Source organism: Leptospira neocaledonica, assembly GCF_002812205.1.
In the GTDB taxonomy this organism is placed as follows: Bacteria; Spirochaetota; Leptospiria; order Leptospirales; family Leptospiraceae; genus Leptospira_B; species Leptospira_B neocaledonica.
In genome coordinates this window covers 189,902-213,314 of the sequence record NZ_NPEA01000001.1, presented here as the reverse complement: position 1 = coordinate 213,314, position 23,413 = coordinate 189,902, and the positions used below count along the sequence as shown (strand labels likewise).

At 40.3% G+C, this 23,413-nt stretch carries 22 protein-coding genes; 8 read left to right on the top strand and 14 right to left on the bottom strand.

Annotation, left to right across the window (positions count from 1 at the left end):
• Positions 1-120: 120 nt before the first annotated feature.
• Positions 121-1,875 (top strand): patatin-like phospholipase family protein, encoded by a 1,755-nt coding sequence (locus CH365_RS00950; RefSeq protein WP_100766732.1) that lies wholly within the window; start codon positions 121-123, stop codon positions 1,873-1,875.
• Here CH365_RS00950 and CH365_RS00945 read toward each other — a convergent pair whose 3' ends face one another.
• From CH365_RS00945 to CH365_RS00925, 5 genes are all read right to left on the bottom strand, one after another.
• Positions 1,876-2,505, bottom strand: coding sequence for a phosphorylase (locus tag CH365_RS00945; RefSeq protein ID WP_100766731.1), 630 nt, complete (start codon positions 2,503-2,505; stop codon positions 1,876-1,878). It lies immediately after the preceding gene.
• A gap of 4 nt (positions 2,506-2,509) precedes the next feature.
• Complete coding sequence (locus tag CH365_RS00940) at positions 2,510-4,438, bottom strand: AMP-binding protein (RefSeq protein WP_100766730.1); 1,929 nt, start codon at positions 4,436-4,438, stop codon at positions 2,510-2,512.
• Positions 4,439-4,444: 6 nt separating this feature from the next.
• A complete protein-coding gene (gene argC, locus CH365_RS00935; RefSeq protein WP_100766729.1) occupies positions 4,445-5,458 on the bottom strand; it encodes an N-acetyl-gamma-glutamyl-phosphate reductase in 1,014 nt (337 codons plus the stop codon).
• Positions 5,459-5,583: 125 nt separating this feature from the next.
• The gene (gene recA / locus CH365_RS00930; protein WP_100767009.1) at positions 5,584-6,672 is read right to left on the bottom strand and encodes a recombinase RecA; all 1,089 of its coding nucleotides are present in this window, start codon (positions 6,670-6,672) and stop codon (positions 5,584-5,586) included.
• 274 nt (positions 6,673-6,946) lie between these two features.
• Complete coding sequence (locus CH365_RS00925) at positions 6,947-7,792, bottom strand: hypothetical protein (protein WP_100766728.1); 846 nt, start codon at positions 7,790-7,792, stop codon at positions 6,947-6,949.
• Between the two features lie 69 nt (positions 7,793-7,861).
• Here CH365_RS00925 and CH365_RS00920 point away from each other — a divergent pair, with 69 nt between their 5' ends.
• Genes CH365_RS00920 through CH365_RS00895 form a run of 6 tightly spaced genes read left to right on the top strand, consistent with a single transcriptional unit; the run spans position 7,862 to position 13,529 of the window.
• Positions 7,862-8,335 (top strand): hypothetical protein, encoded by a 474-nt coding sequence (locus tag CH365_RS00920; protein WP_100766727.1) that lies wholly within the window; start codon positions 7,862-7,864, stop codon positions 8,333-8,335.
• Positions 8,335-8,754, top strand: a complete 420-nt coding sequence (locus CH365_RS00915; protein ID WP_100766726.1) for an HIT family protein — start codon at positions 8,335-8,337, stop codon at positions 8,752-8,754. The genes CH365_RS00920 and CH365_RS00915 overlap by 1 nt, the downstream gene beginning before the upstream one ends.
• Before the next feature lie 52 nt (positions 8,755-8,806).
• Positions 8,807-10,189: a TldD/PmbA family protein gene (locus tag CH365_RS00910; RefSeq protein WP_100766725.1), complete on the top strand. Its 1,383-nt coding sequence runs from the start codon at positions 8,807-8,809 to the stop codon at positions 10,187-10,189.
• Positions 10,189-11,526: a TldD/PmbA family protein gene (locus tag CH365_RS00905; protein WP_100766724.1), complete on the top strand. Its 1,338-nt coding sequence runs from the start codon at positions 10,189-10,191 to the stop codon at positions 11,524-11,526. The genes CH365_RS00910 and CH365_RS00905 overlap by 1 nt, the downstream gene beginning before the upstream one ends.
• Positions 11,527-11,528: 2 nt before the next feature.
• Positions 11,529-12,332, top strand: a complete 804-nt coding sequence (locus tag CH365_RS00900; RefSeq protein ID WP_100766723.1) for an AAA family ATPase — start codon at positions 11,529-11,531, stop codon at positions 12,330-12,332.
• A gap of 6 nt (positions 12,333-12,338) precedes the next feature.
• A complete protein-coding gene (locus tag CH365_RS00895) occupies positions 12,339-13,529 on the top strand; it encodes a VWA containing CoxE family protein (protein ID WP_100766722.1) in 1,191 nt (396 codons plus the stop codon).
• Between the two features lie 136 nt (positions 13,530-13,665).
• Here the strand turns inward: CH365_RS00895 and CH365_RS00890 are convergent, their stop codons facing one another.
• From CH365_RS00890 to CH365_RS00850, 9 genes are all read right to left on the bottom strand, one after another.
• Positions 13,666-14,211 (bottom strand): YceI family protein, encoded by a 546-nt coding sequence (locus tag CH365_RS00890; RefSeq protein WP_100766721.1) that lies wholly within the window; start codon positions 14,209-14,211, stop codon positions 13,666-13,668.
• A gap of 10 nt (positions 14,212-14,221) precedes the next feature.
• Positions 14,222-14,944, bottom strand: coding sequence for a hypothetical protein (locus CH365_RS00885; RefSeq protein WP_100767008.1), 723 nt, complete (start codon positions 14,942-14,944; stop codon positions 14,222-14,224).
• 146 nt (positions 14,945-15,090) lie between these two features.
• On the bottom strand, positions 15,091-15,276 hold the full coding sequence (locus tag CH365_RS00880) for a hypothetical protein (protein ID WP_008590780.1): 186 nt from the start codon (positions 15,274-15,276) through the stop codon (positions 15,091-15,093).
• Between the two features lie 4 nt (positions 15,277-15,280).
• On the bottom strand, positions 15,281-16,075 hold the full coding sequence (locus CH365_RS00875) for a SprT-like domain-containing protein (RefSeq protein WP_100766720.1): 795 nt from the start codon (positions 16,073-16,075) through the stop codon (positions 15,281-15,283).
• On the bottom strand, positions 16,038-18,029 hold the full coding sequence (locus CH365_RS00870) for an ATP-dependent helicase (RefSeq protein ID WP_100766719.1): 1,992 nt from the start codon (positions 18,027-18,029) through the stop codon (positions 16,038-16,040). Before CH365_RS00870 ends, CH365_RS00875 begins: the two co-directional genes overlap by 38 nt.
• A gap of 6 nt (positions 18,030-18,035) precedes the next feature.
• A complete protein-coding gene (locus CH365_RS00865; RefSeq protein ID WP_100766718.1) occupies positions 18,036-18,506 on the bottom strand; it encodes an FKBP-type peptidyl-prolyl cis-trans isomerase in 471 nt (156 codons plus the stop codon).
• 115 nt (positions 18,507-18,621) lie between these two features.
• Positions 18,622-18,957, bottom strand: coding sequence for an LIC14007 family protein (locus CH365_RS00860; RefSeq protein ID WP_100767007.1), 336 nt, complete (start codon positions 18,955-18,957; stop codon positions 18,622-18,624).
• 262 nt (positions 18,958-19,219) lie between these two features.
• Positions 19,220-21,244 (bottom strand): oxidoreductase, encoded by a 2,025-nt coding sequence (locus CH365_RS00855; RefSeq protein ID WP_100766717.1) that lies wholly within the window; start codon positions 21,242-21,244, stop codon positions 19,220-19,222.
• Between the two features lie 135 nt (positions 21,245-21,379).
• Complete coding sequence (locus tag CH365_RS00850) at positions 21,380-22,897, bottom strand: 2-isopropylmalate synthase (RefSeq protein ID WP_100767006.1); 1,518 nt, start codon at positions 22,895-22,897, stop codon at positions 21,380-21,382.
• 99 nt (positions 22,898-22,996) lie between these two features.
• Between CH365_RS00850 and CH365_RS00845 the strand changes: the two genes are divergently transcribed.
• Positions 22,997-23,332: a hypothetical protein gene (locus CH365_RS00845; RefSeq protein WP_100766716.1), complete on the top strand. Its 336-nt coding sequence runs from the start codon at positions 22,997-22,999 to the stop codon at positions 23,330-23,332.
• The last annotated feature ends 81 nt before the right edge of the window (positions 23,333-23,413 follow it).

The window sequence follows — 23,413 nt, the reverse complement described above, 5'->3', positions numbered from 1 at the left end:
GAATTTACGTGATAGACCAAAAATCAAGAGGATTTCCTACTGTCGGTCCGTCGGCTAATACCAGAGTAAGATATAGTTCCGCTTTACAAAATAAATTTCCCAGGTTAGGATTTTGCCCGCATGAAAAAAATAGTTCCTCCGGAAGCGTTGCAATTTTTAGCGTCAATCCCCTTGTTCAAGGGTCTCCCGAGAAAATTACTAGTCTTACTTTACGGTCATATAGAAGAACGAAATATCCACAATCATACAGTCATTTATTATAAGGGAGAGATCTCCAAAGAATTGTATCTGATCCGACATGGAGAGGTGATGATCACATTAGGAGAGGCAGGCAAAACAGTTCGTTATTTGGGAGAAGGTGACGTATTCGCCGAAAACAGCGTCCTTACAAGAACGGCTCATACCGGCTCGGCAACCGCCATCTTGGATACATTATTGTATGTTTTAGATGGTGAATATTTTCTAAAACTAGCCGCAAAAGAAAGGGTTCTTTCCCAAAACCTGATGAGGCTAATGGGAATGAGAATGAGAGAGGTGATGGAAGATTCTTCCAGCCAAATGCATTCTCCTAGAAGATTAGTATGTCATATCCCGATTGAAGAAGTAGAAGATTTTAAGGTCCATCTTGAATCCATAGTGGATAACGGTAGGAAGTCACACGAAGGTCATGTTTCCCTTCTAAGAATGGACACGTTTAAAGGAAAATCCGTTTCCGACATGATCCGAACGATTGCCCAGCTTAGAAAGAAGTCATCTATACTACATCTTTATTTCAAAAATCCTGTGATCCAACCTGAATTGGATAAGTTAGTACAACAATGTGATCAGATTGTTTTCTGGGAAGAGAAGCCGGAAAGAAATCTGAAACAAAAAAACGAGATCCTAGGTTATTGGGAACCTAGGATACGCAACTTTTCGGGAAGAACTTCTAGAATTATCGTTTCAGAAAACGGATTAAGAAAACATGAAGAATCCGCTAATCAAAAGATATTTTATAAGGGAGAAACTTTTGCCAGATATTTGGTTTCTAGAACCAGAGGACTTGCATTAGGAGGAGGAGGTGCAAGAGCACTTGCTCACGTAGGTCTTTTGAAAGTTTTGGAAAGAGAAGGGATCCGTTTTGATTTCGTAAGCGGTTCTTCATTCGGAGCAGTGATCGGAGCACTTTATGCAAGGGGAGAAAGTACCGATTCCATCTTCAAAATGATCGGCAAGTTTTTTGGAGGTATCGAAAAGCCTTTCGATCCAACCATCCCGCTTATCTCATTCTTTAAAGGAAAAAGAATGCTTCGAATGTTAAAGGATGCATTCGGGACCCAATTGATAGAAGATTTAAAGATCCCATTTGCAACTTCCGCAGTGGATCTTCATAGCGGACAGGAATATGTAATGGACCAAGGTCCCGTCTGGGAGGCGCTTGCGGCAGCTATGAGTTTACCTGGAATGTTCCCTCCGGTATTTAAAGGAGATCATCTTCTGATAGATGGGGGAGTAATTAATAATGTTCCGGAAAATTTGATCCGAAGAAAGGGTGCTGATGTAATCTTATCTGTGAACGTTTCGCCGCTTAGAGACGAGGGAATTGTTAGGCTTTTAGAAGACAGGAAGGTGACCGGAAAATCATTCTTCAAAAATCTTTGGGAAGATATCACTTATCCTCCCATTCTTAAAATTATGGCAAGAGCTATCACATTAGAAGGAAGAGAGATCACTAAATTACGAAAAGAAAAAATGGATCTTTTTATCAATTTGCATATAGAAGAATTCGCATTTACCGATTTCGGAAAATACAAGGAAATTATTAAGAAGGGAGAATTGGAAACGGAAGCCGCAATCGGCGATATCCGTAAACTATTCTTCCCCGCTGAAAAATAGTTAGAGATAACTTAGGATCTTTTCCTGGAGTTTGTCGGAATGTTTTCTCCAGGAAAGTTTCCATTCTTCGCTACCTTTTGGTCCTACTTTATTCGTAAGAGCGAATATTGTTCCGAAAGGAATATTGAATAAGTTACATACCTTTGCAAGACCGAAGGCTTCCATATTTTCGAAACCTAAACCTTCTACCTTGATCCTTTCCATAGCACGAGGACTTAGATCTTCTAGGGTGACTGAACCTGTTCCATTGGTTGCAGATTCTACAAAATCATTTCCTTCGAATGGAAATTGTAAATCGGGGAATTCGTATTTAAAAGTCATACTTTCGGGAAGTCTAATCTTTTTGTCCAAAAAAGCGATCTGGTAATTTGAGAATATTTTCGAAATTCCGAATTTACCTTCCCATTCTTTTCTCGGGATCCAGGTATAAACTCCTGCAGAACCTATTCCCAAAATCGCTTTGGGTTTCCAGGTAGAAGGATCTGAAAGATATTTTTGGAGATTGATGGCGGCTTCCAATTCTCCAATACCTGCTTCGAAGGTGTGGATCCGAGGATCCGATTTTAATTTGTCTATCTCTCCCGCGAAAGCCGCGCAAAAAAGGATGTCCTGGATTTTAAGGTCGCTCATCTGATTAAAGGAAGATCGTTTTTATAAGATCCGCATAGAGTTCTGCAACCTTATTTCTTTTCACTTTCATGGTTTCGGTGAGTTCTTTTCCTTTTTCGAACTCCTTGTCTAAAAGGCGAAACTCGTTAATTTTTTCGAAATTTTTAAATCCGTTCTTTTCGGAAACCGTATTCTTGATCAGATCCTTATAAAATTTCAGGACTTTTGGGTCTTGCACCAGGGCAGAATTCTCATTCGGCAAACGAATTCCTTGTCCAGAAAAATGATCTCTGAGTTTGGTAAAATCAGGCACAAGTAAGACAGCCAAAAATTTCTGGTCCTGGCCTATAACTACCGCTGTCAATGCCCAGCCTGTTTCTAAAATTTTCCCTTCTATAGGCTCAGGCTCTACATTCTCTCCTGAAGAAAGAACGATTGTATCTTTTGCTCTACCTGCAAATTTTAATTCTCCCGTTTTGGTCCAAACGAATAGATCGCCAGAGTTAAACCATCCGTCCGAAAAATTAGATTGGGTGAGTTCCGCATTTTTATAATAACCGGCGGTTACATGTGGACCCTTATGCCAGGCGATCCCTTTATCTCCCGGTTTAGAAACCACCACATTTTGCTCGTTGACTAATTTGATATGCGCTCCGGGAAACACAGGTCCAATCGAACCGGTTTTAGGGATAGGAAAGCTTCCTAAGGCTCCCATACCTGTGGTCTCAGTCATTCCATAGGTTTCTATAATCGGAACTCCCATGGACCTGAAAAAAAATTGGATCTTGGGAGGCATTGCTCCCGCTCCACAGAATGCGTATCTTAATTGCCCGCCGAATAAAGCTCGGACCGGTGCGAGTACCTTTTGTGCTAAAATATTTAGAGAATAGAAAAGTGGAAGAAGTAGGGTAGAAACTACTGTATCGGTTAACTTATCTTCTTTATTCGATTCTTCCGTTTCCGAATAATTGCCTGTGACCGTATCTAAAAGAGAATTATAGGTTTCGGCGATTCGGACTGCCGTTTTAAAAATTGCAAGTTTTACAGGAGATGATTTGGAAACCTTATCCCAGATCCTACGGTATAATGCTTCCCAAACCCTAGGAACGGATACAAGAACCGTAGGTTTGATGATCTCGAAATCCCGGGTAAGCCCGGAAACATTAGAACAGGCGAGTGAGGCTCCCCAAGATAGAAGAGCTGTTTCTAAAATTCTTTCTGCTATATGCCAAGGCGGAAGAAATACGACTACTCGATCGGAATAATTCGCAGGCACGAATTGTTGTAACTGATCGATCGTCCAAGTGAAGGATCTATGTTTTAAGACAACGCCCTTCGGAACACCTGTGGTCCCGGAAGTATAAATGATTGTAGCAATATCGTCCTCGGTTAAGGATTCTCCAATAGAATGAAGAAGAGATTTTCCTTTTTTTTCCACCCAAGCTCTTCCGCGAGCGATTGCGGTTTCTAGATCTACAAATTCGATTTTAGGATGAGCTGCCTTTAATTTTGCTAAAGAAGCAAAGTTTTCCTCGGACTCTATAAGTATTACTGTTTCTAAATGTTTTAATCTGTTTAGAATATTTCCTAGTTTAAGCAAGACTTGTTCTTTTTCTATAAATGTGATCTTAGAGTTAGTATGGTCTAGGATATAAAATATCTCTTCTTCGCTTGCGTCACATCCTCTTGGAACGTCCGCTCCTCCGGAACACATTACTGAGAAGGAGCATAATGCCCATTCTGTCCTATTATCACAGAATAAGCCGACCTTATCACCTTTACCTAGATTTTTTTGTCTAAAAAACCCGGAAAGATTTTCCAGATTTAAGAACCATTCCGAATAAGAGATCCCGGAGAAACTTTTTAATTTTTCATCCCAGATCCATTGGAAGGGTCTGTCCTTGTAATGAATACAAGAATCCCGGACCAGATGATAGATACTTCTTTTTTCCATGGAAGATTAGGGAAGTAAGCCTAAAGTCTCAGTCTCGTTCAACATTAAATTTATATTTTGTAATGCCTGGCTAGCTGCCCCCTTCATTAGATTGTCCAGAGCCGAAACGATCGTGATATTTTTGCCTCTTTGTCTCAGGCTAATATCCAAGAAGTTCGTATTTTGCACTTTTGCCAGGTCTATCTCTTCCGGTGTTTTTCTGATCCGGATAAATGGTTCTGATTTAGAATTTTCAGCCAGAGTTTCCAGAAAAGGTAGATTTTCTGAATTTGCTTCCAGATAGATTGTGGACAAGATCCCTCTATATACCGGAAGTAAATGAGGCACGAATAAAATTTCAGGTTCGGGAAGTCCGGACCCTGCATAACAATACTCTTGAATCTCTGGCTCATGTTGGTGGCTTAGAATTTTATAAGCTCTGAAGTTTTCGTACACACCATTGAAGGAAAATCCTCCGTCTTCTACTCTTCCCCCGGCTCCGCTGATCCCTGATTTACAGTCGGCTACGATTCTTGGTTTGATCTCTTTTCTGAGATTCCCCAAGAAGTACAATGCCAAAATTACGGAAGTGGAGAAACAACCGGGATTGGAAACAAAGTCCGCTCCTTTCAGTCTGTCTCTGAATATTTCCGGAATACCGAATACTGCCTTGTCCGTTAAAGAGAAGCTAGTATGTTTTAATTTATAATTCGTTTCGAATTTTTCTTGGTTATGAAGACGATAGACTCCGGAAAGATCGATTACCTTATGACCTTTGTCCAAAAACTTTGGAGTCAACTCTAGGGAAGCATCGTTTGGAACTGCGAGAACTACGAGTGAACCTTTTGGAACTTCGTCCTCGTGTTTTTTAAAAATTAAATCTTTAGGTGAAACTAAGTCCGGAAAAACTTCGGATAGAGATTTGCCTGCTAGTTTATCACTAGTAACATGCACCGCTTTGTATTTTGGATGGCGAGCTAGTAGTCCTAATAATTCTTTTCCTGTAAATCCGCCTGCTCCAATGATGCTGATCTCTGACATAGGTCTTCCTTTTGACTAGCGTTTGAAACAATTCTAAAAATCGGGACTAGGCTTGGAATAAAAAAACGCCGGATGAGATTTCATCCGGCGGTCAATGGTTTCTAAAAAGAAAGCCAGTAGTAATATTAGCCTGCTGCTTTTTGGACTTCTTCTGACGGTTGAGCAGGTGGTAATTTTCCGTCAGCTGCTAAAACAGGTAATCCGTTCAGATCTCTTACCATATTCTCTATTTGGAAGGCGATCTCAGGATTCGATTTTAGATATTCTTTAGCGGCTTCTTTTCCTTGGCCTATCTTTTCCGTATTATAGGAATACCAGGCCCCGGATTTGCTAATAATGTCGTGTTTTACCGCTAAGTCAACGAGAGAACTTTCTCGACTAATTCCTGTGTTAAAGATTATGTCGAATTCGGCCTGACGGAAAGGTGGTGCCATTTTGTTTTTTACAACTTTTACACGTACCCTGTTTCCGGTGGCTTCTTCCTTTTCCTTTAAGGTTTCAATCTTACGAATATCTAAACGAATCGTACTATAAAACTTTAAAGCGTTTCCTCCGGTAGTTGTTTCTGGAGAACCGAACATAACCCCGATCTTCATACGGATCTGGTTGATGAATACTACAACCGTTTTGGACTTAGAAATGGTTCCAGTCAGTTTACGAAGAGCTTGGGACATAAGTCTTGCTTGCAAACCCATATGAGAATCTCCCATATCTCCTTCGATCTCTGCTTTAGGAACCAAAGCGGCAACCGAGTCTAAAACTACGATATCAATTGCATTACTTCGTACTAACGATTCACAGATTTCTAATGCTTCTTCTCCGTTATCGGGTTGGGAAACAAGTAGTTCCTCTAAGTTGACTCCTAACTTTTTTGCATAAGCAGGGTCTAGGGCATGTTCTGCGTCGATAAACGCAGCGACTCCGCCTTTTTTTTGGCACTCGGCGATTGCAGAAAGGGTTAGAGTGGTTTTACCAGAAGACTCTGGACCATATATTTCTACGATCCTTCCTAATGGATAGCCACCGATCCCGAGGGCGATATCCAAATCTAAGGATCCTGTAGGGATCACAGGGGCAACTACGCTTGCGGATGCAGCTCCTAATCGCATAATAGAGCCCTTACCGAATTGTTTTTCGATTTGGGTCATTGCCTGATCAATCGCCTGGCGTTTGGAATCGTCCAAACCCTGTGCTTCTTCTTTTTGCTTTTTCATGGACTCTTTAGCTCCTTCTCTTGCCAAGACCCGGTTCCCCCTCAGATAAAACTGCGTGTACTTTTTAAATGGGAATCAATCTTTTCTAATACGAAGGATACTCTTAGTCCCGGACAAATTCCAGATCAGATCTAAAAAACCTTCGGATTCCCTGGGAAAAGTTTCTGATGAAATCACTCTTATGTCACCCAAAAAATTGGATCAGGGTTGAAAAAAGTGCAAATATTTGTATAGTAAATATGGTTGTAGTAGAATGAGCCTGAAAAAATAAGGCTTATTTGGACAAAAATCCCTTCTCGGCCTTCTCCTTGTCCGCCAAAAACGAGGCTTCGGCCTTATGACTTCGTCTAGTCTGTTCTAAAAGGAATCTCCAAAACCTTCCAGCATATAATATAAATATAATGAAAGAAGAAAAGACCAAGAGTATTTTAGAGAGAAGTAATATATAGAATGGCCCCATATTATGATTCGGGAAATAGAAAAGCTCAATTTTGTCCTCAGAGAAGTTTTTCACATTTCCAGCATGCTTTTTATCTTCTTCGAAGAATGTACGGACCTCTCTGATATCTAAGTTTTTTATAGGAAAGTCAGGGATTGTTTTATATAATAAAAGTGCACCCGATCCAGAATAGAGTAGAAAGCTTCCTTGTAGTTTTAATTCTCCCCATTTAGGCAAAGGATGATAGGGAAGATTACGAAAAATATATCTAATAGAGACAGAACCAGTCTCGAATTCGTAATAAGAATCCGGAAAATTCCCCTTATCGTAGAATAATGTCTCCCATTCTTTTCCGGAGAATTGGATCTGCACTCCTTCGAACCTTTCCAGACTTTGCAGATCTTTCCTCAATTTGTCTAATCCTGGTTTTTGGTTTCGCTTTTTATCCGGTTTTAGGTCATTTTTTAGAAACAATTCTAAACTTTGTTCGGAGTCTTTTTTCAGCTCGGTAATATATTCGGCACATAGGTTACGGACTATCCTTTCTTCGGTTAAAATCGGATGTCCGGACCATTCTAAAAAAGAATTCCAAAACTCATCCGTAGATTTTTCGGAAGCAGTAAGGCTTAAGGGATAGGAGAGAAAGAAAAGCAAAAAGAAGAATCGGAAAACCTTTGACATGGACGGCTTTTATTATCCTGTATTACTCAAACCATAATCGAAAACCCCAAACTGAAAAGCTTTAAAAATATGAGCCTCCAAGAACTACATAAAATACAAACCACCAAATCTTCCTGGCAGGATTTTGTGGAATATAGCATCCATACTCCTTTTTATACCGAAACAAAGGCAAAAACCCAATCCCTGGTTGAGGCGATACAGCTCACATTATTTCATGATTATCTCTCCACTTTTTCGCCCGAGGAAAAGTCCGAATTCCTTTCTTCTCCCGATGCGCTCCGGGCATCTGCGGAAAAATTCGTGAATATTCTAGAAGGTGTACGTTATTCCCAAGACGGTTATAATAAAAAGGAAAGATCCTTGTTTTTGGGAATGTTAAAGTCTTTATTGAAAGAATACAAGGTGGATGAGAACGGAGAAAGAAAGGATCTGGAAAGATACCATTTTTATAGATGTATTATCCGTTTCTGTTCTGATACGGATTACATCTTTAGGGTATACGAAAAATACAAATCTTACCTTTCTCAGGGCAGCGGGGTGTAATGGCCCAAAAGACCTTAGTCGTTTCTCCAGATTGTCCCATATGTTCCGTACTACGTGGGCCAAAGATCCCAGGTTTAATTCATCAAAATTCTTCCTTCATTATCCGCCATGCTCCCGAAGATAAAAAAATCCCGGGTTATCTATATATAGAACCAATTTCCCATAGGGAAAAATATGCAGACTGGGACCCTAAAGAATTCAAGGATTTAGGAGAGACATTTTCTTTCGCTACGGATTGGATCCAAAAGAAGTATTCTCCGCCTAAAATTTATACCGTCTTGATCGCCGAAAAAGTGGCTCATATGCATTTTCATCTAGTTCCTAGATACGAAGAAGTAAAAGGACCAGAGTATATTCGATTAGCATTAGAAGGTCTGGCCTCGGCTCCGGTCGGGATACCATTCCCTAAATTCGAATGATCCTTTTTCCTGTCCGTTATTATCAAAAAATTTCTGTCTAAAGTAAAAGGTTATGAATCAATCCAATATAGAAACCCTGATCGACGCGGGTAAAAAAAGAAAAGCGGACTTCGTAGAAATTTATGAAGAAGAATCCCGAAATTCTTCCATTTCACTCAGAGACCAAAAAATAGAACAATCACTTGCCGCAACTGATTACGGGATCGGGATCCGATTGGTGTATGGAACAGATGTATTGTATGCATACACAAGTAATGATGACCAAGAACATTTACTTTCCTTAATTCATTTATTAGCTGATTCCCGGGGAGAAGTGGCAAATAATTCTAGTGTATTTACTCTACCTGGAGATGTTTCCAAATATTCTTTTTCTAAGAATATACATGATCCTAGAAAAGTTCCTCCATTTAGAAGGTTGGAACTCCTACAAACTGCGGACACAATTGCTAGAAAAGTTTCTTCTAAAATTATTCAAGTAGGAGTAAGCGCCTCGGATATAGTTACGAATGTTCTGATCGCAAATTCGGAAGGACTTTGGGTAGAAGATTTAAGAGTTAGAAGTAGATTTTTCCTTTCTGTCACGGCTGAAAATAAAGGAGAAAGATTTGTAGCAAGTGAATCTCCGGGCGCTCTCAAAGGATTCGAATTTTTTGAAGGATTGGCTGTTGAAGATATCGCAAGAAAAGCCGGTGAAAGAGCTCTTTTCATGTTGGATGCAGGTTATATAGAAGGTAAAAAAATGCCAGTGGTCATGGGTAACGGTTTCGGTGGGGTAATTTTCCACGAAGCCTGTGGTCATCCTCTGGAGACAGAAGCAATTCGCAAAAAATCTTCTCCATTTGTAGGAAAGTTAGGAGAGCCTATCGCTCAGTCCTGTTTGACTGCATATGACGACGGAACGATCGAAGAACAATACGGTTCCTTAAAGGTAGACGATGAAGGAATGCCTACACAAAAAACACTTCTGATAGAAAACGGAATTTTAAAAGCATATCTTGCTGATAGGATCGGATCCATGGAAACAGGATCTCCTAGAACAGGAAGTGGTAGAAGAGAATCTTATCAATATGCGCCGGTTTCCAGAATGAGAAATACTTATATCGGAGCGGGAAAGGATTCCTTGGATGAAATGTTCTCCTCGGTGGATTTTGGTCTTTATGCAAAAAGAATGGGTGGCGGCTCCGTTAACCCAGCCACCGGAGAATTCAATTTCGCGGTAGAAGAAGGTTACGTTATTCGAAACGGAAAGATCGCCGAACCTGTCAGAGGAGCTACTTTGATAGGTAAAGGTCATGAAATTCTTCCTAAAATTTCCATGGTAGGAAAAGACTTGGAATTGGCTGCAGGAACCTGCGGTGCTTCTTCCGGATCTATCCCTGTTACTGTTGGACAACCTTCACTCAAAGTAGATGAGATCCTAGTGGGGGGAAGATAATGAATTTGGAACAGGCTGCCGGATTCGTATTGGAAGAAGGAAAACGTTATGGAATTGATTCCTTCGACCTGATCGCCACCGACTCGGAAGATATAGGGATCGAGGTTTTCAAGGGGAGGATTGTTTCTACGGAAACTTCTCGTTCTAGAGGAGTGGGTATTCGTGTTCTGAACAACTCTCGTCCCGGATATTCTTACAGTGAACGTTTTAGCAAAGAAGCTCTTTCCCAAATGGTGAGAGACGCAATGGACCAGACTGAGATTACAGATCCTCTGGACATGGAATTACCAGGACCAAAACCGTTGGCCGAAGTGGATCTAAAACATTATAATCCTGAATTGGAAAAATTAGATTTTGCTTGGATGAGAGAACAAGGACTAGCATTAGACAATGCTTCTTGGGAATCCGACAAAAGAGTAGAGAATGTTCCTCATGTAGGAGTGGGAAAAAGTTCCACCCAAAGTTTAATCGCAAACTCAAAAGGTGTATTCGTAAAAAAAGAATCAAATGTAGCCTATCTCGGAACAGGTCTTGTGGTGGCAGAAGGCGATATCAAAAAGATGGGAAGTTATTATCGTTCCGGTAGAGATATTTCCCAATTCGATACAGCCTATATTGCAAAAGAAGCTGCCCATAGAGGGACCGAGCTATTGGGAGCGAAACCTCTTCAAAGCGGTGTGTATACGATCATTTTAGGAAATCGTATCAGTCCTCAGATATTCGGAATGTTTTCTTCTCCTTATTTCGCGGATGCGGTTCAAAAAGGTTCTTCTCGTTTGGTAGGGAAATTAGGGAACGAAGTTGCTTCTCCTATATTAAGTATTTATTGTGAAGCTCATACTCCGGATTATCCTGGATCTCGCTTAGTTGATGCAGAAGGAATTCCTACATCTGCGCGGACCAAGGTTTTGGAAAATGGAATTCTCAAATCCTATTTGTATAATCTTGAATCTGCTAAAAAAGACAATGTTGCACCTACAGGTCACGGAGTTCGTTCTTATTCGGGAAGGGCAGGAACTTCTTTTTCTAATATGATCGTCCCTTTGGGAAATAAGACCAGAGAGGAACTTTTAGCATCAGATTCTCATTGTATTTTAGTGACTAAATTGGAAGGAGGAGCAGGTTGTAGTGCGGTCTCCGGAGAGATTTCTATAGGAATCCAAGGGATTTATTATAAAAATGGAAAGCCGGAACATGCAGTAGATCGTATTACAATGAATACGAACTATTTCGATTTACTTCATAAGATCCAAGGGATTTCCAATGAATATTCTGACAGTTATTCTTCTATCAAGGTCCCTGATGTTTTAATCTCGGAAATTCACGTAGCAGGTTGATCATGTCGGAAGAAAGAAACAAGCCCGAAACATATTTACTTTCCAAAGAACTGGAAGAAGCAGTACAAGTAGCTGAGATCACTGCGAGACCCTTATTATTGAAGGGAGAACCTGGAACTGGGAAATCACTTTTAGCGGATTATCTCTCCTTCAAGACTAAGAAAAAATTATATTCTTGGCATGTAAAATCCACCTCTCTTGCAAAAGAAGGTTTATATTTTTATGATGCGGTTTCCAGACTGAACGATTCCAGATTTACGGAAGATAAGGAGAAGGTCCGCAATATCGAAAATTATATCCGATTAGGCGCTCTAGGTGAGGCATTCTCCGCAGACGAACATTCGGTTGTATTGATAGACGAAATCGATAAAGCCGATATAGAATTTCCTAACGATTTACTCTTAGAATTGGACAGAATGGAATTTGTGATCCAAGAAACCGGTCGTAAGATCAAGGCGATTCACAGGCCTTTAACTCTGATCACTTCCAATAATGAAAAGGAACTTCCGGCGGCATTTTTAAGAAGATGTATTTTTCATTATATAGATTTTCCTGAACCTTCTTTTATGGCGGATATAGTATCTTCTCATTTTCCTAAAATTGAATCTTCTCTTTTGAAAAGGGCACTCGAATCCTTCTATGTGATCCGTACGATGGATGATATGAAAAAAAAGCCGGGCACAAGTGAACTATTGGATTGGATCCAAATTCTAATCCATATGGGGGCCAAACTTCCAGAAGATGGAAGGATTCCTTATATAGGTGCTCTTGTGAAGAATGAAGAGGATCTGAAATTGTTCAGATAATAAGTTTTGTTTTTTCCTTTTTTCTACAGACTGAAATCATCCGGAGTTCCTATCTCCACCGTGGAGCTTCTGGATTTTTTAAAAGCGACTGAAACACTTACCAGAGGCAAAACATTTCTCTCCGTAAACGAATTCTATAGAGTTTCCAGGCTTTGTCTGGTAAAAGACGTTAAATATTACGATGCGTTCGATCTTGTATTCACCGAACTTTTCGGGGAGCGAGGAGTGCTTAGAGAATCCTTCCGTAAGGAAATGATGGATTGGCTTTCTAATATATTCGAAAATCCGAATAAACTTCCACCAGGTATGATCCCACCAGAAGAGCTCTGGAAAGAATTTTTGGACAGGCTCCAAAATCAAAAAGGGGAACACCATGGTGGAAACAAATGGATCGGTACGGGAGGAAGTTCTCCTTTCGGTCATTCAGGAGTAAATCCAGGCGGGGTTCGGATCGGTGGGGAAGGTGGCGGGAAGTCTGCGATTTTCCAAGCCATGGAAAGAAAATACAAGGACTATCGAACAGACGAACAATTGGATGTTCGGCAGATTAAAATAGCACTTAAAAAACTCAGGAATTTAAGGAAAGAAGGAATCCCTGAATTCCATCTTCCTAAAACCGTGGATGCCACCTGTAGAAATGCAGGAGATCCGGAACTTGTATTTGATCGTACTAGAAAGAACGGGATCAAAGTATTACTTTTAATGGATACCGGCGGGAGTATGACTCCATATGCGGAAAGAGTGAGTAAACTTTTTTCGGCAGCTCACCAGATGAACCATTTTAAAGAATTCGGGCATTATTACTTTCACAATTCAATTTATGATTCCGTTTATCCTAAGGGAGATCTCAGATATCCTATCCCTTTAAAAAATCTTTTTAAAAAACATAAGGATGATACCAAACTGATCATAGTGGGAGACGCATACATGGCTCCTTACGAACTTTTGGATCCCGCTTATGGATTTTATCATTCCAGATTTAGACAAGAGTCTAGACTTCCTGAACATCCTGAATCAGGATTAGATAGTTTTAAAAAGGTCAAATCCCATTTTAGTGATACGATCTGGATGAATCCGGAACCAAAAAGGTATTGGGATGCACCTACCATTTATGAGCTCAAAAAAATATTCCCCATGTTTTTCCTGAGCGTAGATGGATTAGAAGATGGGATCCGAGAACTTCTCGGAAAAAGATAATTAAGGTTTTAGAATAGTCGCTTCGCTCCTGAAGCCCGGATTCTACCATTTTAAGTTAATTCATATTTTTAAGGCCGGACTATAGTCGCTTTGCTCCTGAAGCCCGGATTCTACCATTTTAAGTTAACTCATATTTTTAAGGCCGGACTATAAACTTATATTCTATACTAACCTCGTCCTTTGCAGTTGCAAATAATAGACTAGGCCTTTCTACATCAAAATCGCTCATTAAAACCTGGAATTTGCCAGAGAGAATGGTTTCTTGTCCTTCTTTTTGAATCGTTGCCACAGACCTAATCGTTTTGGTTTTTCCTTTAACAGTCAAATTTCCAGTGACCGTCCATTCATTATCTTTTGCGGTAATGGATGTGCTCGTAAAACTGATATTGGTAATCGTAGGATATCCTAAAGATTCTATGATATGTTCGTCTCTGTTCTCGTCTCCGGATTTGATCTCCGAAAGTGGGATTTCAATTTTTATAAGTTTAGGGATTTGTAAACCTCCGGGTCCTTGTGTCAAACTGGTAGGACTTACAGCGGTCCCGGAACATTTTCCATAAACTGTTTTAAAAGGATGGATTGCTATAAAATTGATCTGAGATTCTTGCAGCTTCAATTCTTCCCCAAAAGCGGAAGAAAAACTTAATATAAACAAAATCAAAAAACGTACAATAAAAGACATGGGAACACTCCTAAAAATAAAAAACAGCGATAGAAACACTGAACGCTCCAAAGCCGGCCCAACCAACCGCTCTCATCTCATTTGCAGCGCTTGGACCTTCCTTCGAGATTCTTTCTCCAATAAATGGAAGTGCAAGCATTGCGGGTAAATGGATCCAAATCATTGCTTTATGAGTGAATATTGTGCTTAGGCCGGGTTCCCTTTCTAAAGTTTTGGAAGGGGAGAAGAATGCAAGTCCCGCCGTCAGCGCATATAATGTAAAAGTGGTCCCGGCCAAAGCAGAATGCATACTCCCGGAAGATTCAGAATCCCAAGGAGAGGACTTCATGAGTGCAGTATATAAAAGTAGATTTTTTTGAGGATCCGAGATCAGCAAATAATTCGCATAAGGCTCATATTCTCTTTTGAGATTTGAGAGAGCTTGTTCTCCGACTAAGTTCGTAGCGAGCCAAAATCCCCAGGTCAAAAGTCCTAAACCTTGGTGCCAGTCCAAAAGTGAACGGCGTAATTCTAGACGTTCTTTTTCCTTTTGTAAATCCTTTGGCTCGGCAGTATTTAAAGTAGAAGATTCCTGGTTATAAAATTTGGGAGAATATTTAGAATAATCAGGAGTTAAAGGATTAACCTCTGACCAACCGGAAAAATCATTATAAACATACGGAGAAGAATGCAAGATCGTGCTCGTGCAGAAAAGAAAAACAATAGAGAAGACTATTTTCTTTTCGAAAGACATATCTGATTTATAAAACGAATTATAAAAAAGAAAATCAATATTTGTAGGAAGTGACAAAAAGCAATAAACGACTTGGTTTTTGGAATGAACGAAAAGGTATAAAATCCTCATAGACGATCAGAGGATTTTGAGAATGTGTTTCTATCTTATCTTTTATTTTGCACTTTTCGAAGGACTTCCGTAACTGCCTGGGTATATCCGTCGTATACACCCTTATCGTAATCGGATAGGGATTTGTAACTTAAACCGGAAAATTCTTTAAGAAGTTTAGAAAGTTCTTCTTCGATTATATTTTTGCGAATATATACTGTTTCGAAATGGTTCGGATGCATAAAGTTATCCGTAAAATTCTGATCTAAGCCTATGGCTAATTTCTTTTTGGTACCTTATTAGAAACTTGGGATATTCCATTTTCAACCAATTTATGGCCTCGCGGTATCTAACGTATTCTTTTTCCTTACGTTTGAATTCTGGGCTATGAATGGAATTTTGGCCGTTTTTGATCCTTGTAGGAAGAATATGATGTAGAATTTCATGGTGCACCACATGCTCCAAAACATAGATCGGCACCTCTTTATGGTCCAATATGGGACTAATACGTATATTCATATTCCGTTTTTCGTAACTACCCAATCTCCTTTTTCCGAGTCGATCCGCCCAGCCAATGGACAATAGTTTTGAATCCATTTTGGGAAAATAAAAAGAAGAAATTTTTTCTAATATCACTTTCAGATCGTATGCGGCTCCGTTTTCTCTTAACTTTTTGAAATTCCCGGTTCCTGACTCGGGAAGAGTATTCAGGAACTCTGCAACTTCTTCTTTCCAGATTTGTTTTGATTTGAGCCCCAATAATTTAGAAATGAGTAATGAAACAAAGGATAATACCGTTTCTTCTCCGGCTTCTAATAAGGAGGTATGAAATTTGGCAGTTAAGATCCCGTTATGATACGATATGGAATGATTCCCGTTTCTATAAGGGTAAAATTTAAGTTGTACAGAACGGACCTGACTCTCTTTAAAACGCCTGGACCTACCTTTTAAAGAATCCCAAATGGAGACTAGGAATTCTTCCCAGTTCCTGTCTGGAATCGGGTCAGGAACCGAAAAACTCTCTAATTCTTTTTCTGGCATCTGACTCGGTTTGGTTTTGTTTTTTTTGAGAAGAAGAAGGATTCGAGGTCTCTTCTTTTTTCTTGATAAAAATTTTATCTAATACTTTTTCGGGCTCTCTGATCTCTTCTACAAATCTGGAAACACGATTGAAATATTGTGAATTTTTCTGTTGAGAGATTTGAGGGTAGGTGAGCACTAATTTCCTTTTAGCTCTTGTAATTCCCACGTAGAATAATCTTCTTTCTTCTTCTAAGTTTTTTTCTCCTCTTCCGGACGGAAAGGAACCCTCTGATACATTCAATAATACGACGGTATCGAATTCTAATCCTTTAGATGAATGAACTGTGGATAAAACCAATCTTTCGTCTTCTTCCTCAGGAGAAATTTTGTCCAGGCTGCGGTTAGGCCCTTCTAAGCTCATATCCACTAAAAACTCATGTAGAGTTTCATATTTTTGGGAAAGAGTTAAGAATGCATTCAGATCTTCTAATCTTCTTTTAAAATCATCATATTTCTTTTCAAGTAGTGGAGAATAATAATCTATAAAGTTTCCTAAAAGTTTTTTTAAGTCTTTTTCGGAGTCATTGGTCAGATTGTACAATTCCTTTAAATAGGACGCTGTGGCACCTTTTGAATCGGAAACGATTCTTTCCAGATTTCCGCCCGATCTTTCCAAGTCTGTGAGAATAGATCTTGCTTTTGAAGCTCCTATCCCAGGAAGAAGAAGTAAAACTCGCAGCCAAGAAACTGAGTCCGTCTTATTCTCCTTAATTTTTAGAAGAGAAAGATAATCTTTCGCGTGAGCACTTTCTACGAATTTTTTTCCGCCGAATTTTAAGAATGGAATATTTCTCTGGGAAAGAACGAGCTCAAGTTGATTTGAATTCCATCCGGATCTAAATAGGACTGCAATATCTTTTAGAGGAACACCATCTTCTCTTCTTTCTAAGATCAGATCTGCGATTCCTTCTGCTTCTTCTAATTCGTCCGCATAACCGATCAACGCTGGCTTTTGGAAGTCTTCATTTTTGGTATATAGATACTTCTCGTATTTTTCCCTAAAATTGGAAAGGACCACATTCGCCAGATTTAAGATAGATGGAGTACTTCTGTAATTTCTTTCTAAATAGATCGTTTTGGTCTTCGGGAATAGTTTCGGAAAATTGAATATACCGTTTACATCTGCTCCACGGAAGGAATATACACTTTGGGCATCGTCTCCGACTACCAAAATGTTTTCGTGATCTAAGGCGAGTAGGCAAGCGATATGAGCCTGGATCTGATTTGTATCCTGGAACTCATCTACCATGATGTATTTGTACTGTTCGCTAATCTTCTTTCGGACAGTTTCATTCTTGTTTAAAAGGTCTCTTGTATACGTCAGAAGATCATCATAATCTAATAGAGATCTTTGCTTTTTATATTCTGCATACTCTTGGAAAATTTTACGAACAGCGGATTCCTGATCCAAAAACTTGGGATATTCAGCTTCCAAAAGTTCTTCCAAGGGTTTTCCTCGATTGATAATAGAGGAATGAAGAGAGATCAATGTATCGTTAGAAGGAAATCTAGATTTCTGTTTTGCGTATTCTCCTTCTGTTCTTAAAAGTTGGAATATATCGGAAGTGTCCGATTCATCCAGAACGGAAAATTGTGAGGAAAATCCAAGCATTGGTGCATATTTTCTGAGGATATGACTTCCAAAAGAATGGAATGTGCCGCCATGAACACGAGCGCAACGTTTATCCAAGAGAGATACGGCTCTGGAAAGCATTTCTCTGGCCGCTTTTCGAGTGAATGTAAGAAGTAAGATATTTTCGGCAGGAATGCCGGATTCGACTAATTTGGAAAGTCTGTGGACGATTGTTTTGGTTTTTCCCGTTCCGGCACCGGCGATCACTAAAACCGGGCCGTTTAGGGTCTCGATAGCTTCCTTTTGTTTTTCGTTAAGTGACTCTAAGGACGCACTCATTTGAGATCAGTGGTGGTGATGTCCTCCCTCACCGTGAACATGTCCGTGACTTACTTCCTCATCGGTCGCAGTTCGGATATTTACGATCTGGACATCGAAAATCAGATCCACCCCGGCTAAAGGATGGTTTCCGTCCACGATCACAGATTCTCCCTTGATATCAGTAATCGTATAAACAGTATCCGGCTCGTCAGTTTGGAACATCATTCCAACACTCAATTCTTCCCCTTCTGGGAATTGGCTTTTAGGTACGTCGAATACTAATTCTGGATTTTTTTGGCCATATGCCTTATCAGCGGAAACGGAGATTACTTTTTTGTCTCCTGCAGTCATACTTTTGATTTCGTCTTCTAGACCGGCAATGATCTGTCCGGTTCCTTCCAGATAAGAAAGAGGATGGCTTCCTTGAGAAGAATCGATTTCGTTTCCTTCTTTATCTGTTAATTTATAGTGAAAAGTCACTACTCTTGGGTTCATGTATTGCTCCAACCGGGGTTAAGCCCTTGACGGGGAAGGGAGGGAAGTTCCGGCACGTGATTTAAGTTAGTATATTCTTGGAAGATCCTAGGACAATCAGATTTTTGAGACTAAGTCAAAAGTCGTAGGAAATTTCGACTCCGAAATTCTCCACATCCTTAATAAATTGTTCTACTCGATTCGCCAAAAAGAACCAAGAATCTCTATGAACAATATCACTTAGAAAATTTAGGAATCGATTTGTATTTCTGAGAGCGAACTCCCTGTCCTGGGTGTAGTTTAGAAGAACTGTATATGCCAAAGACTTTAGAACTTTATCATTTTCAGCTAATTCGAAGTAACCAGGAAGGTCAGGCTCAAATAAGCTAAGCCTGGTTTTGGCGCTTCCGTCGGTTACATATAAATTATAATCTGATGAGTTCGGCACTCTATCGGCTGAGTATACTTTCATTTTAGGTAACTCCTCTAAGAAACCAGAGGAAAATGTGGTTTCCATTAAGAAACATACCCGCAAAAAGTCAACGGGAAAGAATAGTTTTGGCATTTCTTCGCCACAAAACAAACCTTAGTTTAGAGAATGTTTTAGGAAACCTTTCTGAAATAATCTGTTGGACGGAACATTCTTTGCACGTCCAATCGTACCCCTCCAGTAAGTCTAAGAGTATAACACCTGTAATCCCAAGTTGAAAATAAATTTTTGCTAATATTCGTTTTTAGTTTTGTTCCGTTCCAATCCCGGTTGCCGCTAAATAACCTTCTAACATGGCCCTTTTTGCATCTATTCCGGAAGCATCTTTTGCTCCACCGATCAGATAAGAAGGGATAGAACTTCTTTCCTTGCTGAAAATTTCATATAAAGAAGCATCGCTTGTTTGTCCGGCGCAAAGAATGATAGAATCGCATTCCAAAGTTTTTGCTCCTTCTTTTTTGGTCTCGATTACGAGTCCTTTATCATTCACTTCTTTATAAGTAAGTGAAGAAAGAAAATCCACACCTTTGGATTGTAATTCTTGTAAAAGTGCCCAAGAGGTAGTAGCTCCAAGGCCCGCTCCCACTTTTCCATTCCTTCTTAAGATAGAAACTTTCCTATGAGCCGTTTCCGGTTTGATTGCAGCTTGAGTATAAGAGTTCACATTATACTTCTCAAAATAAGTAGGAATATCCGGGTCCTTTTCTTCGGTGAGTTTATGAGCCACGTCTACACCGATTCCCCCACCACCGATAATGGCTACCTTGGATCCTGCTTTGAAGGTCCCATTCAGGAACTCTACATAACTTGCATGAGGTTTTTTGTCCAGACCAGGAAGATTTAAGTTTCTAGGAAGAACGCCTGTCGCAAAAATTACTGCGTCCGGTTTAAGATCATCTAACAATTTTAGATCTGCTTTTGTGTTCAGACGTATATCCACTTTTAAACGAGGAAGTTCGTTTTTGAAATAACGGATTGTTTCAAAAAATTCGAATTTACCTGGGATAGCAGCTGCCAGATTCAATTGGCCTCCTAATTTTTCAGAAGCTTCTAGAAGAATGACTTCATGTCCACGTAAAGCGGCAACTCTTGCGGATTCCATTCCTCCAGGACCGGAACCGACTACTACCACTCTTTGTCTTTTTGCTTGTGGAAGAGATTTCCATTCCAACTCTCTGTTCGCAGAAGGATTTACTAAACAAGAAACCATTTCTTCTTTGAAAGTATGATCCAAACAAGCTTGGTTACAAGCCACGCAAGTATTCACCCTTTCCGTTTGGTTTTCTTTGATTTTATTTACTATATCAGCATCCGCTAAAAATGGCCTTGCCATACTCACTATATCAGCTTCTCCGGCATTCAATACTTGGATGATTGTTTCCGGCATATTGATCCTGTTGGAAGCGATGATTGGAATTCCTGGAACTGCGTTTTTTACTTTCCCTGCGATTTTTGCCCAAGCACCTCTTGGAACTAACTGAGAGATGGTAGGAATACGAGATTCATGCCAACCGATCCCGATATTAAGTGCATCCGCTCCCGCTTCCTTTAGTTCTGTTGCAAGTGCGATCACTTCTTCGAAGCTTGGGTTGCCTGGGATCAAATCTATTCCGGACATTCTAACGATAACGGGAAAGCCAGGGCCAACTTGTTTGCGCACTTCTTTCATTGTTTCGATCGCAAATCGTCTGCGGTTTTCAGGAGAACCACCGAATTCGTCTGATCTTTTGTTTGTTACTTCGGAGAAGAATTGGTTTACCAAATATCCTTCGGAAGCCATAACTTCTACCGCTCTGAAGCCTACTTGTTTTGCACGTAATGCGGAAGATCCGAAATCACGGATGGTTCTCCAAGCATCTTCTGTTGAAAGCTCTTTTGGTATGAATCGATTGATAGGTGCGCGTAGCGCAGAAGGTCCTACAAGTTCTCTGTGATAAGCGTATCTTCCTGCATGGAATAATTGAGCACAGAAAATCCCCATTGGTTTAAGAACGGAGGCGACTTTTTCAAGCTCTACGCAGTCTTCTTCCTTCTGGAAATCAAAAAATATATTAGAACCTTTTCCTTCCGCATTCACCGAAATTCCTCCGGTGGTGATCAGTCCAACACCTCCTTCGAACCTTCTGCCATAAAATGCTGCCATTCTATCTGCGGTATGGGGCATTCCCTCCAAACCCAAGTGCATGGATCCCATGATAATACGATTTGGAATAGTTTCGGCTCCGATGGATATCGGGCGAAAGATTGGGGAAATATCTAAAGAAGACATTCACAGTCCGCCTTTCTTTTTATTTGAGTAGAACAGTCGTTCTACTGAGAAAGGATTTTACCTGAATTTGGAAAAGGCAACGGTTTTTCTAGGAATTTTGAAAATAGATACCGAACATAATTCGGCAAAACTTTTTCAATTTATAGAAAAACGATTTAATGCGGAGATATATGCTTGAGAACAAGCCTCAATAATATCAGTGGAGCTTGCTTTTCCTACAACTCTTTCTCCATGTTTTTCTAAAGTAACGGAAGCTTCTGCCAAAGCGTCTTGTCCTTCTGTTACTGGAGAGATCACGAGCTTAATGAGTTCCACATCGGAGATAGTAGCTTTCTGGATTGCCTTAAAGATAGAATCTACAGGACCATCGCCCGTAGCGGATTCTTCCTTGTGATTTCCTTCGATGGAAAGTCGGATACTTGCAGTAGGAGTACTCTTAGTTCCGGTAGTTACATGAAAACTTTCTAATACGTATTTATCATTGGAAGATTTTCTGGACTCATCAGCAAATAATGCGCGGATATCCTCGTCAAAAATTTCCTTTTTACGATCTGCAATTTCTAAAAATCTTTGGTAGGCTGCTTCTAATTCTTCCGGGTGAGGGCTAAATCCTAAACGAACGATCCTATCTTTGAAACCGGCTCTTCCGCTATGTCTTCCGAGTACCATACGGTTGGATTGGATCCCAACACTTTCAGGAGTCATGATCTCATAGGTTTCTCTATTTTTCAAAACACCGTCTTGGTGGATTCCTGACTCATGAGCGAATGCATTTGCGCCCACAACCGCTTTATTCGGTTGGACTACCATTCCGGTGATCGTTTTCACCAGGTAAGAAGCTTTTGCGATCTCTTCTGTTTGGATCCTGGTTTGTATTCCGAATTTATCCTTACGTGTACGAAGTGCCATGACTACTTCTTCCATGGCGGTATTTCCGGCTCTTTCTCCGATACCGTTTACAGTACATTCTACTTGTCTTGCTCCGTTTTGGATCGCAGCCAAACTATTGGAAGTAGCAAGTCCTAGATCATTATGGCAATGTGCGGAGAAGATCGCCTTCTCACTTCCTTTCACATTTTGGATCAAAAATTTGAATAATTCTCCGTACTCGTACGGTGTTGTATATCCTACAGTGTCCGGGATATTGATTGTGGTCGCACCAGCTTCTATCACAGCTTCACAAAGTTCTCTTAGGAACTCAGGCTCGGAGCGAGTGGCATCCTCCGGAGAAAATTCCACATCATCCACATGATCTCTGCAGATTTTGACAGCCTCTACGGCCATTTTCAAAACCTCGGAAGCATCCTTTCCTAATTTGAATTTCATATGAATGGGAGAAGAAGCGATAAAAGTATGAATTCTTCTTTTTTTAGCGGGAATGATCGCTTTGGCAGCGGCTTCTAGATCAGGACGGACAGCTCTTGCGAGTGCCGCTATGATTGGACCTTCGATCTCTCTGGAAATTCTTTGGACAGCTTGGAATTGGACGGGAGAAGAAACCGGGAAACCTGCTTCGATCACATCCACATTCATTTTTGCGAGTTGGAGTGCGATCTCTATCTTCTCATTCTCGCTCATCGCCGCACCTGGGCATTGTTCTCCGTCTCGGAGAGTGGTATCGAAAATCCGAACAAAATCCAAATTTGAGTTCATATGCTTGGAAAACTTCCCTAACTCCAAAATTATAGTCTGAATTGGGCCGTAAACCCAATAAATACCGGGTTTTGCGCTTTCGGAGGTTAGACTTAATACATGGACCAACACTCCCTTAGTTTTTTTGGAGCCAGTTTAAAGGCCGAAAATTGTACCGAAGCGGCAAAACTTTATTCTGAACTTTTCGGCGGAGAAGTCCAAGTTTTTAGTCCTGGTCATGCTGAACTTCTATTTTTCGAAAACCAAAGAGTGATCTTTAGTAAAGAAACGGAAGACTGTCCCGTATCTCCCGGCACCCTCGTTTGGAAAATTGATCGGGAGAAGGTCCCTTTATTCGAAACCAAACTATTAAGCTTTGGATTTGAGAAGGAATCGGAAACCAGTAAGTATTCTTCTTATCTAGACCCTTGGAAAAACCGGATCTGGTTGTACTGATTGTAAAACTCTTGGCGTCTTTGCGACTCTGCGTGCTATTAAAACTGTTATAATTGGCGCACAGAGTCACGGAGCCACAAA